This window comes from uncultured Chryseobacterium sp. (assembly GCF_913776365.1).
Lineage (GTDB): Bacteria > Bacteroidota > Bacteroidia > Flavobacteriales > Weeksellaceae > Chryseobacterium.
The window spans coordinates 1-11,720 of record NZ_CAJYMO010000099.1 but is presented as its reverse complement, the minus strand read 5'-3'; the positions used below and the strand labels follow the sequence as shown (position 1 = coordinate 11,720).

Annotated in this window: 13 protein-coding genes; 3 read left to right on the top strand and 10 right to left on the bottom strand. The window is 42.8% G+C overall.

What is annotated here, in order from left to right:
* Positions 1 to 888 (top strand): hypothetical protein (locus QZ735_RS04995; protein ID WP_294245044.1); only part of this gene is annotated, 888 nt, incomplete at its 5' end.
* Between the two features lie 32 nt (positions 889 to 920).
* Positions 921 to 2,933 carry an FG-GAP-like repeat-containing protein gene (locus tag QZ735_RS04990; RefSeq protein WP_294245042.1) on the top strand — a complete coding sequence of 671 codons (2,013 nt, stop codon included), beginning with the start codon at positions 921 to 923 and terminating at the stop codon, positions 2,931 to 2,933.
* Between the two features lie 91 nt (positions 2,934 to 3,024).
* Here the strand turns inward: QZ735_RS04990 and QZ735_RS04985 are convergent, their stop codons facing one another.
* The 7 genes from QZ735_RS04985 to QZ735_RS04955 form a co-directional block, all read right to left on the bottom strand.
* Complete coding sequence (locus tag QZ735_RS04985; protein WP_294245037.1) at positions 3,025 to 4,194, bottom strand: DUF2062 domain-containing protein; 1,170 nt, start codon at positions 4,192 to 4,194, stop codon at positions 3,025 to 3,027.
* Positions 4,195 to 4,198: 4 nt separating this feature from the next.
* Complete coding sequence (locus QZ735_RS04980; RefSeq protein ID WP_294245034.1) at positions 4,199 to 4,675, bottom strand: hypothetical protein; 477 nt, start codon at positions 4,673 to 4,675, stop codon at positions 4,199 to 4,201.
* Positions 4,676 to 4,678: 3 nt separating this feature from the next.
* Positions 4,679 to 5,053, bottom strand: coding sequence for a 3-hydroxyacyl-ACP dehydratase (locus QZ735_RS04975; protein ID WP_294245031.1), 375 nt, complete (start codon positions 5,051 to 5,053; stop codon positions 4,679 to 4,681).
* Positions 5,054 to 5,057: 4 nt separating this feature from the next.
* A complete protein-coding gene (locus QZ735_RS04970; RefSeq protein ID WP_294245029.1) occupies positions 5,058 to 5,660 on the bottom strand; it encodes an outer membrane beta-barrel protein in 603 nt (200 codons plus the stop codon).
* Between the two features lie 6 nt (positions 5,661 to 5,666).
* A complete protein-coding gene (locus QZ735_RS04965; RefSeq protein WP_294245027.1) occupies positions 5,667 to 6,137 on the bottom strand; it encodes a hypothetical protein in 471 nt (156 codons plus the stop codon).
* Positions 6,138 to 6,267: 130 nt separating this feature from the next.
* A complete protein-coding gene (locus tag QZ735_RS04960; RefSeq protein ID WP_294245025.1) occupies positions 6,268 to 6,894 on the bottom strand; it encodes an outer membrane lipoprotein carrier protein LolA in 627 nt (208 codons plus the stop codon).
* 219 nt (positions 6,895 to 7,113) lie between these two features.
* Positions 7,114 to 7,878 (bottom strand): polysaccharide deacetylase family protein, encoded by a 765-nt coding sequence (locus QZ735_RS04955; protein WP_294245024.1) that lies wholly within the window; start codon positions 7,876 to 7,878, stop codon positions 7,114 to 7,116.
* A 214-nt stretch (positions 7,879 to 8,092) separates the two neighbouring features.
* On the opposite strand from QZ735_RS04955, the gene QZ735_RS04950 reads away from it, so the two are divergent.
* Entirely contained in the window at positions 8,093 to 8,773 is a 681-nt protein-coding gene (locus QZ735_RS04950) for a hypothetical protein (RefSeq protein WP_294245021.1), read from the top strand.
* Between the two features lie 15 nt (positions 8,774 to 8,788).
* Here QZ735_RS04950 and QZ735_RS04945 read toward each other — a convergent pair whose 3' ends face one another.
* The 3 genes from QZ735_RS04945 to QZ735_RS04935 are packed head-to-tail and all read right to left on the bottom strand — an operon-like array spanning position 8,789 to position 11,688.
* Positions 8,789 to 9,412 (bottom strand): DUF1016 N-terminal domain-containing protein, encoded by a 624-nt coding sequence (locus QZ735_RS04945; protein ID WP_294245017.1) that lies wholly within the window; start codon positions 9,410 to 9,412, stop codon positions 8,789 to 8,791.
* A gap of 18 nt (positions 9,413 to 9,430) precedes the next feature.
* Positions 9,431 to 10,492, bottom strand: a complete 1,062-nt coding sequence (locus QZ735_RS04940; protein ID WP_294245014.1) for a beta-ketoacyl synthase N-terminal-like domain-containing protein — start codon at positions 10,490 to 10,492, stop codon at positions 9,431 to 9,433.
* Positions 10,489 to 11,688, bottom strand: coding sequence for a beta-ketoacyl-[acyl-carrier-protein] synthase family protein (locus QZ735_RS04935; RefSeq protein ID WP_294245011.1), 1,200 nt, complete (start codon positions 11,686 to 11,688; stop codon positions 10,489 to 10,491). Before QZ735_RS04935 ends, QZ735_RS04940 begins: the two co-directional genes overlap by 4 nt.
* Between the last annotated feature and the right edge of the window lie 32 nt (positions 11,689 to 11,720).

Sequence of the window (11,720 nt, the reverse complement as noted above, 5' to 3'; positions counted from 1 at the left end):
CCTGCAAGCTCCCTTTTCACAGACTATGCCCTGAAAAAAAGATTTATCTGGATGCCTGCCGGTACCAAAGCAAGTTATGAAACGGATGATAAATCACTGAATTTTCCGGTAGGGACGGTGTTGATTAAAAACTTCTATTACAATACCATTCAGCCGGGAAATACCACGAAGATCATTGAAACCCGTCTGATGATCAGGAAATCCAGCGGGTGGGTTTTTGCCGAATACCTTTGGAATGACGCCCAGACAGAAGCTGAGCTGGTAACCGGTACCGATTTCACCAGCGGGAGCTTTAAGAATATTTCGTTCAGAAAAGAAAACAATGCCGTGCTGACAACGGACTACCGGATTCCTTCTGAAACGGAATGTTTTGCCTGCCATAAACTGGACAACAAGCCTGTACCCATCGGAGTAAAGCCACAGAACCTGAATGTAGCATATCCTTACTCCAACGGACTGAAAAATCAGCTGCAGAAGCTGGTGGATGAAGGCTACCTTCAGAGCTATCCTTCCAATATCGCTTCCACGGTAAATTATAAAGATACCGGCAAACCGCTGGATATCCGCCTCCGGTCTTACCTGGACATCAATTGCGCGCACTGCCATCAGGAAAATGCGCGCTGTGATTACCGTGCCATCCGGCTCAGCTTCAGCAAAACGTCCAATCTGACGAATCTGGGAGTATGTGTGATGGCCGATGAACCAATAGACCAGTCGCTGGAGAAAATCATTAACCCGGGCAACCCTTCCAAATCGGTAATGCATTTCAGGCTTTCCTCTACTGACGAAGCCGACCGTATGCCGCTGCTGGGAAGGACTGTGGTTCATGAGGAGGGCGTGGAGCTTTTAAAACAATGGATCGGTACACTCAACCAGAATTGTCCGTAAGTCATCATATAACCTGATAAAAACAGATCAACATGAAAAAATTTCTCTTATTTTCCATAGGAATGTTCAATACGGCCTGGATGACGGCCCAGTTTACCTGTGCAACGGCTACCGTGCTGGCTCCGGGAACCGTGCTCTCACAGACCGTAACCGGGGATGCACCTCCCACTGCATGTTCCCTGGGAGCAGCCGGAACCAAAGGGATCTGGTACAAATATACCCCGGTAACCGATAAATCCGTCACCATAAACACTTCTTCCGCAGGCTCAGTCTCAGATACCCGGATGATGGTATTTACCGGAAACTGCGGTGCCCTTACCTGTCTTACGGCAAACGATGACTATTCGGGAATTTATTCCCGGGTGACTTTCAATGCTACGGCAGGGACCACCTACTATATTGTATTTGATAACAAATATTCGGCTTCAGCATTCAATATTACATTGGCTGAAGGAACTGTGGTCTCCAGCCGATTATCTTTCAACACAGTACCTGTAACAATTGCCGGAAGCTTCAACAACTGCGTGGTGGATATGAACGGGGATTATCTGGATGATATTGTCTCCGTAGTCAGCAATACCCAGATCGTTATCGGCTACCAGCAGCCCGGCGGCGGCTTCAACAACGTGACCTATACGATTCCCAATACTACGGTAACCCCATCCTGGAGCATTGCTGCAGGAGATTATGACAACAACGGATTCAATGATCTTATGTATGGGTCGGGTAGCGGTATTGTCTTTGTAAAAGCAAATGCTAACGGCACAGGATATACGGCAGACCGCAAACCCCAGTCATTCCTTACCCAGCGGACCAATTTTGTGGATATCAATAAAGACGGTAAACTGGATGCTTTTGCCTGTGATGACAATGCCCCGAACAGGTTTTATATGAATGACGGGACCAACCTGAACCATTACCAGGGCGGTCTTGGTGACTTTGCTTCCGGAGGAAATTACGGTTCCATCTGGATCGATTATGATAATGACGGTGACATGGACCTCTTTATTGCCAAATGCAGCGGCGGCGGTTCCGGGCCCGGCGGAAATATCGACGAGCTCCACAGAAACAACGGGAACGGAACCTTTACCAACGTGGCTGCCGCAGCCAACATGGCCAATGCGGTACAAACCTGGTCATCCGCCTGGGGAGACTTCGACAATGACGGCTGGATGGACGCTGTTGTAGGTGCCAACTCCACCAGCAACGGGCTTACCAGGGTAATGAAAAATAACGGTGACGGAACCTTTAAGGATAAATCAGCCGGATCAGGCTATGATACCAACACGGCACTGGGAAGGGAATTTGTAGCCCATGATTTTGACAATGACGGATTCCTGGATGTGATGGGCGCAGGCAATAATATTATGTTCGGGAACGGAGACTTTACTTTTGTTCCTAACGCCACTGCGTATAACTTCAACCTGTACGACCGTCCCGTCGGGGATCTCAATAATGACGGATTCCTCGATGTCCAGAACGGCAACAATATCATGATGAATGCAGGGAACACCAATAAATGGCTGAAAGTAACGCTGAAAGGTATCCAAAGCAACAGAAACGGTATCGGGGCCAGGGTGGAAATCTATGGTTCCTGGGGTAAACAGATCCGGGATGTACAGAGCGGAACCGGATTCCAGAATATGAGTACCCTGAATGTACATTTCGGAATAGGGCAGGCCACCGCTATTACCAAAGTAGTCGTGAAATGGCCGTCCGGGATGGTAGATACCATTAACAACGTAACTCCCAATACCACTTTAAATGTGGTGGAAGGAACATTCCTGAATACGAAAGAAGCGGACGCCACCGGGGAACTCTTTACGGTGTATCCTAACCCTGTAGGAGATGACCTGAACTTTACAGCCAGTCAAAATTTTATGCCATCAAAGGCCAGCATTTATGAAATGAGCGGAAGAATGGTGCTTCAGGCAAAAATTGAAAGGAATTCCCTTTCCCTGAAAGAATTGAACCCCGGGAATTATATGATCGTGGTAACAGATAAAAACGGCAAAAGCCAGACCCGTAAAATAACCAAAAAATAAGTATTAGCTTTTCATTTACTATTAAGTTGTGCAGGACCGAAAGGTTCTGCATTTTTTATGCAGCAGATCGGTTATAGATAGAAAAAATGAGTTACTTTTCAGGGCTTACCGTATTCAGGAAAACAAAAGTGGCGATCCAGGAAAGGGCAGACATCCCTATGGCCAGAATGAAACTCCCGATTACGTATTGTACCAGGTTGTTTTTGATCAGCTCAAAATTCAGTTCCCGGCTCAGGATATTGCTGTCGCCTTCTACAAAAGGAGCGCCGAGAAACAGGGAAGCGGCAATGATAAACGGGATAAACGGGGGAAGGCTGACGTTGGAAGCGACAAAAGCCAATACTTTATTGAGTCTGAAAAGGACTGCCAGTGAGATGGTAAGCAGGGTATGGAATCCCCATAAAGGTGAAAATCCGATGAAGACGCCCAACGCAATGGAAAAAGCTTTGGTGCGGTTGCTGCCGTCACTTTCCAGTACATCTTCTTTTAGAAATCTCTTAAAGCTTTTCTTCCTGAAATTATGAATGAAATTTCGCGGAATAATATAAACTAACGTAATGGCTACCAGAATGGTGTTCAGAATGCTGATCCGGGTGAAATCCCGGAAAGGCCTGAAATGGGAAACCCGCTCTTCCGGATCATACAAAACCCTTACCGGCACATTTTTTACCGGAACGCGTCGCCACGCAGTACGGACGATTATTTCAATCTCAAACTCAAATTTTGGGGTGAAATATTTTTTCGGGATTTTATGAAGCGGATACAGCCGGTAACCGGACTGGGTGTCTTCCAGTCTGATGCCGGTTTCAAACCAGAACCAGAAATTGGAAAACCGGTTGCCGAAGCTGCTTTTCTTGGGAATGCCGTCCTGGGACATATTGCGGTTCCCGATCAGGAGCACTTCTTCTTTCTCATAGAGAAGTGCCTCTGTGAATACAGGAAGGTCATCAGGATAGTGCTGGCCGTCCGAATCAATGGTGACAGCATAGGCATATCCTGATTCAATGGCTTTTCTGAAACCTGTTTTAAGGGCATTTCCTTTCCCTCTGTTTTCCGGCAGGGATATTACCTCAATCTGTGGATAATTTTTCAGGATCTGCGGAGTGGAATCGGTAGAGCCGTCATTTATGGCGATAATGTTTCCGGTATATTCCAGGACGCCGTCAATCACCCTTTTCAGGGTCTTTTCATTGTTATAAGTAGGAATGACAATGCAGATTTTTTTTTCAGAAATCACCTGCTGTACTTCGGTACGGGTCATAGCGTTATTTTAAGGTCGCACGTTCTTCAGCCGTCATGGTTTTGGATTGCGCGGCAAATCTTCTGATGTAATTTTTCATGGCAGCATTCTGTTTTCCATAGTGGGCAAGAAGGTAGGCCTTGTCTTCTTTAAGGCTTCCCCGGTATCCTACGATTTTCGGGATATTTTCCTGAATGCTCAACCGGATCAGCCTGAGTTCCACATTGGAAGGATTGGACCGGATCGTACTTTCCAGATCGGTAGCTCCGGCTTTCACCAATGCTTTCCTGTCTTTCCTGGTCACTTTAGCTTCCATGATCTTAGCCGCTGCCTTGTATCCGCGGATGGCAGGATCTGATCCTGTTGCTTTCTCTGCCATACTGATAAAGGCTTCCGTAGCGGCATTGGAGGAAGGTGCTTTTGCATAGCTGCTTCTTAAAGATTCCAGACCAGACTGGAAGAAAAGGATACAGGCGGCAAGCAATGAAAAAAGGAAGTTCATACGTTAAATCTTTTGGTAGTTCACAGACATTTTTAATGCAATAGTCCCGCCAAAAGAGGTGGTGTTCTTAACCCTGATGTTTTCTTCATCTTCGGTAATATTCAGCTGAAGTTCAAGGTCCGGCGTTTCAAAGGGATTGATGATGGCCATGAATTTTACGTTGGAAGCAGATTTCAGGAATAATTTCTTACCGGTACATTCTTCAGTCAGTTCCTTTACGATCTGCATCATGCATACGCCCGGGGTTACCGGATTTCCCGGGAAATGACCTTTGAAAATATCATGTTCTTTATTCAGGAAAATCCGGGCATTGAAGTTTCCGTTTTCCGAAGGTTCGCAGGATTGTATCGTATAAAAATCGGTAAGAATGCTTTGCATACAGTTATTTTTTTAGGTTAAAGGTATAATAGACGCCGGTCTGGAATGTGATATTGGAGTGGTCGTTATAAAAAGAGTAGACCGGAACAAAGCCTTTCTTTACACGGGCTTCCACACCGAAATGCTCAGTAATGTCGAATCCTGCCCCGGCTGTAATTCCAAGATCGACTGTATTGGAGGCATTGAAATTTTTTTGTTCCACCAGAAATTCCAATGTAGGCCCGAAATGAATATTGAATTTATTGAAATAGAATTTATTAATCAACTGAAAACTTACATAGGACGCTGTAAGGGTCTGTCCGTCCCAGTTGTTGATATTCGTGTCGAGTTTTGCTCCCTGTCTCGAATAGTTGATCTCAGGCTGCAAAGCATAAAACCGGGCAAAACGGATATTTCCGGTCAATCCCAGATACACATCGGTTTTGTTTTTGAATTCCATCCGTGCATCGTTATTGCTCGAATAATCAAAATCGAAATAGGAATACCACTGCGCCTTATTTGTGAAATGCGAAAAATTGGCACCTGCCCGTATTCCGGGATTAAAAGTTACCTGTGCCAGGGACCACCCTGAAATCATGCTAATACATAAGAAAATAATTTTTTTCATGTGAGTTTATTCGTTTTCGGTTATCTGAAATAGTTTAATGTTGATCTTAAAGTCTTTATGCTGGATGCTCAGACGGTCTGCGAAGATATGTTTTTTTCCTTCAAAAGTAAAATCGATTTTCTCCTTATTATTTTTCGTAAAAACGATCTGTTCCAGCAACCCGTTTTCTTTATTAAAAAACAGATAATACTTCTTCTGATTTATTTCTGAGCGGTAAATATTGGAATTTTCGCTTTCAAAACTTTCATTGACCTTGTATTGCTGCCTCAGAAGTTCCCGGAAGTCATTTCTCAGGAAGTTGATGACGATTTTCTTATCCATATCAGGAAGCACGTAATGGAGCCTGAAATCGTTCTCTGAAATTTCAAAATCGATTAATGTATTCCCGAAATCTGAAGTCAGTACTACCCGGTGAGCGTTTCCGTTGATTTTTTTAATGATCAGGATTCCGCTGACATGATTTTTGTAAATGTCCATCTGGCACTTATAAACATAATCTTCCTTAGATGAAAAATAGAGGTTTTCCACCTTTTTTTCCGTGTTCAGAACAGGTCTGGCATCTGTAAGTGTAAAGGTTTTACAGGAAATACAAAGGATGAAAACAAAGCTATAAGCTAAATTCCGAAGCAGCAACCGGTGCATTGATTCTGGTATTTTTAAAAGTAATGCCTGTAGTATCCCCCGAAGCCTCCGTCATGTTCACCTGGGAAACTGTTGACTGGTTCTTCGGGAACTGGAGTTCGATCTGTTTGATATATTTCAGCAGCTGGGCAGATTTCGGAGTGAACCGGGCGATGTTGAAGCCTGTATTCTTAAAATAGGCTACTGAAAATTCAGGATCATTGAACATCTGTCCATTGGAGCTTCCCACGATCAGCTTATTGATCTTTTCGAAAGTTTTGCTTTTGGCATCCACGGAAGATTTCTTTCCCTGGTCATTGATGAAAATTTTATTATCCCTGAAAACGATGCTGTACTGATAAGGCTTGGTATACCTCCAGCTCAGCATATTCGGGGTTTTCAGGGACATCCTGCCCTGGGTGACAATGTTTTTATCCAGGAAATCCATTTTTTTGGTCTGGATGAAATCCGCCTGCAGGGTCTTTATTTCTTTGGCCTCAGCAGAAATTTTTGATACAAATGCTTTGGCTTCAGTTCCGGACATGGCGGTATTCTGCGCCAGGAAGAAGCCTGAAAGCATTACAAAAGAAAGTATAAAAATATTTTTAGTCATGTTCCTGTTTTTTAGTAAATACCGGAGAATACCATCTCCGGATTTTCTTCATGAAATTATGTATTATGATCTATTTAAATCATGTAAGTTAAGTCCCGGAAAAAATTTAACCTTTTTCAGGTAAGCGCTTCCGCACTGTTTCTTTATGCACATCTTTATCACCTTCAATATACAAAGTTTTTCACCGGATCTGAGTCATGTAGCCCACACTGCTGAAAATCATCCGGATTTCCTTCCATCCTGTGGAAACGGAATCTCATCAACGGTGAAAGTAGAATAGTTTTCATTTTTCAAAAATACTAATAAATCAGCCAGCACCCGGTAGGTTTTTTCTGAGGTATCATGAAACAGGACGATGCTGCCTTTTCTTAACTGTCGGGTGACTTTCCGGTAAATTTTTTTCTCATCTTCCGTAACGGTATCGAGGGAACGGACATTCCAGCCAATGCTTTTCTTACCGGTTTTCTCGATAGCCTGAGCAATATGCGGATTGGTAACCCCAAAAGGCGGCCGGTACAGGTCTGTGGTAATATTTCCCGTTTTCAGCATAATGTCATCACATTTTCCGATTTCCTTAATCATTTTTGAAGCAGATAAAAACCCTGTATTTGCAGCATGTGATAAGGTGTGGTTGCCTACCGTATGGCCTTCCTCAATAATCCGCCGGAAGGTTTCAGGATATTGCCCGATCTGCCTGCCGATACAGAAAAAGGTAGCTTTGACATGGTGCTCTTTCAGCAGATCCAGAAATTTCGGTGTAAATTCAGTGGGGCCGTCATCAAAAGTCAGGGCGATTTCCTTTATTTTTGTTCTTTTACGGAGGGTACTGTTCATAAAATAGCCAAGCCCGATATCAAACGATCCCCAGATAACGGATGCTGAAAACATCAGGAAACAGAACAGATAGACCCAGAAACTCCCCTGAAACGCATAAATGAAAACGTTACAGAAGAGGTAGAACAGAATAAAATAATAATGTTTCATTGTATTTCTTCGTTATCAATATTTAATTTTACTTATCATCGTTTTTGAGATTATCTTTTTTAACAATCAAATGATTTTATAAAATAAAAGAGCTTCTTTACAAATAAAGAAGCTCTTTTTTATCTTATACTTAATTACGTTTCCACGAAGGAAAGAGGCTTTATTAAGTCTATCTCTTGCAAATGTAAGAAAATAATTCGGAATTGCAAAATATATGAGAATACAATTAAGAAATAAATATTTATCTCTCCCAAGATATAATCGTTATTTAGCTGCTACAGGCAATGACAATGTGAGAGCAGAGCGTTTATACACTGGTAATATTAAGTTGGTTCAGGCATTTCATCCTATATTAAGTCAATTTGAGGTAATCTTTAGAAATGCATTATGTGTTCAAATGTCTTCCCACTTTTCAGATCCAGACTGGATAATAAACGAAAAATCTGGATTTATGAGTCATGCTTCTCTTAGGTTTTCGAATTACTTTATGAGAAATTCAGTTCAAAATGTTGAAAATAGTTTGATTAGACGAAGGATAGCCATAACAAGTGGAAAAGTAATTTCTGATCAAAATTTCGGGTTTTGGATTGCATTCTTTTTACGTCATCATTATACTTTAATTCGCGGACAATCTCTGTATGTTTTTCCAAACAAACCAAGAATTGAAGATCGAGCTAGCATTTATTCAAAACTTGATGATATAAGAAATTTCAGAAATAGAATAAATCATTGTGAGCCTATATGTTTCACACACAATAATATTGATTGTTCAGTGGCAATCGATATTAAAAATAAGCTTTACAATTTAATAGAGTGGATAGATCCGGACTTGGTTCCGTTCTTTACCTCATTAGATAATACAACAAATGAAATAATAAATATTACAACAGTATAAAATCGTTTTTTGAGACTAGGTATAAAGATATAATATTTTACGATACAACCTATCCTGCTTTACATTACTTTTGAAAATGCTTTTAGCAAGATCAGACTGATATTCGGGTAATGTCTGCTCAAAATTATTTAGTGCTTTCCCGCTTCTTGAATAAAGGTCAGATTGTATCTGCAAGAGCATTATGTTTCTGCTCCATTCGTTTTTAGCGGTTTCAGAAATGTAAAAGGCTCTTTCCGTAATATCTTTTACTTTAGTTAATAGGCTAATATGATGATACCAGGTAATTTGTGCAAGCGGTATTTGCATAAAATGATTTTCTTTTTGTGCAAGCGGCACCTGCACAATTGGAAAATGTGGGTAGGCTTCTGCAAAAGACCGCATATATTTTAAATTACGTACAGAAAAACCTTTATTTCCGGGAAAGTGTTCAGCGAGATTATCGGCTAAAAGATCAATAATTTTGCTTCCCCATTTTTTTTGTTTTTGCTGTTTAATAATCGAATTCCCTATTTCCCAGTATAGGGTTAGCAGTTCCGAATTGATTTTGAATGCTGTTTTTGTTTGGGCTGCTTTTATTTTATTTGAAATGAATTCAGACCAATTTTTAAAATCGTTGTTATGGATCATTTTGTCTTTCATAAATTTCAATGATAAAAGTTAAGCTTTTTCCAGCAAAACAAGACTATGGTCTTTGCCGCCGAGATGATTGTAGAGTACAATATTTTTTACCTCTTTCTTCTCTGCTTCATTCATTCTCATCGCGTCCGGAATCTTCTGGCCTTTGAGGATATGGCAGGCCATAAAGGCTGAAAAACCGCTGGCTGTATTGAATTCCCCGCTTAAATGCTTGTAATACAACAAAATGGAATCCGTAAACAGGGCCATTGCTTTCTTATAATAAACATCGGATTCCGCATCGCCGCTGAAGCCCAGTATTACCGCATCAATATCATGGGCACTGAAACCGTTCTTTAACAGAAATCCGTTGATGAAATCTTCTGTTTCTTCCGTTTCCAGCCGGTTGATGATATGTACATCCGTCAGTTTCGCATAAGAAGTTTCGGTTTTGTCTTTTCCGAGCACGAAAAAGCTGGCTCCTTCACCCCAGATGACCCCTTCTGTAGCGGAGTTCAGGAAATCGGCAGGGAGATGTTCTTTTTTCTTGATGTTTTTATTCAGGCAGTGAAGTTCAATCGTGCGCTCGGTTTCTTCATCGGTTGATCCTGCCAGCACATTTTCGGCTTCTCCGTCAAGGATCTGTAGCCGTGCATCCAGAAAGGAAAATTCCAGTGCCGAAGAAGTGTTCACATAGGTAAAGTTATACGCATGGCACTGCAATCCCAGAGCAATCTGTCCTGCTACCGTATTGTGTGTCGATTGGATGAAATAGGTAGGGGTAAGGAATTCCTCATTATTGTCGATAATATTTCTCAGGAACTTTTCAGAATCCTGTGAACAGCCCATTCCCGTCCCGACAATGATGGCATCCGGCTGACTGATGCCGGCTTCCATTAAAGCATATTGCGAGGCTACAGAACTCATCTTTACGGTCTTGGACATCCTGCGGATCATAGCAGGCGGAATAAATTCCTTGTAATTAGGTTCTATGGCTTTCAGCACCTGCACCGAATTTTCGGGTTGCAGCAGCTGCATAAAATCTTGTTCGAGCGTAGGCTGTGCCGAAATGCAGGCTGCGCTGTTGATATAAACGGTACTCATGATCCGGAGAAAATTAAGGTTGAACAGTTTCCTCCGAATCCGAATGAATTGGAAAGGACGTGATGAATGTTTTTCTGTTTCAGTGCGGTAACCGGTGTAAGATCGAATTCTTCCATCCTGGTTTTAAAATTCAGGTTCGGGAAAATAAGGTTATGCTGAATGGCCAGCAGCGAATATACGGCTTCAATGGCAGCAGCAGCAGCCAGGGTATGGCCCGTAAAAGCTTTGGTGGAGCTGAAATCCGGAACCTGGCCTTCGCCGAAGATGCGGATCATGGCAATACCTTCTGATAAATCGTTATTCGGTGTCGCGGTTCCGTGAACGTTGATATAGTCGATCTCTTCCTTCTGCAGGCCTGAAACGGCAAGTGCTTTTTCCATGGCCAGGAAGGCACCCTGCCCGTTTTCGGAAGAGGCCGTCTGATGGTGTGCATCATTGGCATTTCCGTAGCCTGAAAGATAACCGAGTACTTTTTTATTCTCTTTCTTCACCACTTCATCCGATTCCAAAACGATGAAAGCGGCTGCTTCCCCAAGGTTAAGGCCCTTCCGGTCATTGTCGAAAGGCGTATTATAAGAATCCGTAAGGATCATCAGGGTACTGAACCCATTCAGGGTGAATTTTGAAAGCGAATCGGTACCGCCGACAATCACCCGGTCCAGTACTCCGTTTTTAATGAGCTTTGCCCCCATCATGATGGCGTTGGCGGCAGAAGAACAGGCGGTGCTGATGGTGGAAACCAGGCCTTTTAGCCCGAGATCCTCTGCGATCATCAGGGAAGAGTTGCCGGCGTCATGGGCATCAATATATTTCTGCTTTTCCGGAAAATCTTCATAGGTATAGAAATATTTTTCAGTGATGTCCATTCCGCCTACGCTGGTGGAGGAGATCAGGCCGGTCCTGTATGCATTGATATCAGATATTCCGGCATGTTCCACGGCTTCTCTGGCCGCTACCATCCCCAGCAGGGCAGTTCTCGTGGCATTGCTGTCTTCACTCAGCTGAAGCTTCTGCAGCAGTTCTTTATTGGAAAGCCTGATCTCACCGGTTTTGATATGTCCGGCATGCCTGGTTTCAAAAAGGCTGATCTCTGAGATCCCATGCTTCCCGGTGGTTAACGAGTGCAGGTTTTCTTCCACACCGGTTCCGATAGACGAGATGATACCCATTCCCGTAATGGCAATTTGTCGACCCATTTTATAAAATGTAACAATGTATCAATGTAACA

What these genes read in the sequence shown, in the direction of transcription:
- QZ735_RS04970 (WP_294245029.1), bottom strand. Translation starts at nt 5,660, where the DNA reads ATGAAAAAAATTATTTTCTTATGTATTAGCATGATTTCAGGGTGGTCC.
- QZ735_RS04965 (WP_294245027.1), bottom strand. Translation starts at nt 6,137, where the DNA reads ATGGACATTTACAAAAATCATGTCAGCGGAATCCTGATCATTAAAAAA.
- QZ735_RS04955 (WP_294245024.1), bottom strand. Translation starts at nt 7,878, where the DNA reads ATGAAACATTATTATTTTATTCTGTTCTACCTCTTCTGTAACGTTTTC.
- QZ735_RS04945 (WP_294245017.1), bottom strand. Translation starts at nt 9,412, where the DNA reads ATGAAAGACAAAATGATCCATAACAACGATTTTAAAAATTGGTCTGAA.
- QZ735_RS04975 (WP_294245031.1), bottom strand. Translation starts at nt 5,053, where the DNA reads ATGCAAAGCATTCTTACCGATTTTTATACGATACAATCCTGCGAACCT.
- QZ735_RS04960 (WP_294245025.1), bottom strand. Translation starts at nt 6,894, where the DNA reads ATGACTAAAAATATTTTTATACTTTCTTTTGTAATGCTTTCAGGCTTC.
- QZ735_RS04935 (WP_294245011.1), bottom strand. Translation starts at nt 11,688, where the DNA reads ATGGGTCGACAAATTGCCATTACGGGAATGGGTATCATCTCGTCTATC.
- QZ735_RS04985 (WP_294245037.1), bottom strand. Translation starts at nt 4,194, where the DNA reads ATGACCCGTACCGAAGTACAGCAGGTGATTTCTGAAAAAAAAATCTGC.
- QZ735_RS04940 (WP_294245014.1), bottom strand. Translation starts at nt 10,492, where the DNA reads ATGAGTACCGTTTATATCAACAGCGCAGCCTGCATTTCGGCACAGCCT.
- QZ735_RS04950 (WP_294245021.1), top strand. Translation starts at nt 8,093, where the DNA reads ATGAGAATACAATTAAGAAATAAATATTTATCTCTCCCAAGATATAAT.
- QZ735_RS04980 (WP_294245034.1), bottom strand. Translation starts at nt 4,675, where the DNA reads ATGAACTTCCTTTTTTCATTGCTTGCCGCCTGTATCCTTTTCTTCCAG.
- QZ735_RS04990 (WP_294245042.1), top strand. Translation starts at nt 921, where the DNA reads ATGAAAAAATTTCTCTTATTTTCCATAGGAATGTTCAATACGGCCTGG.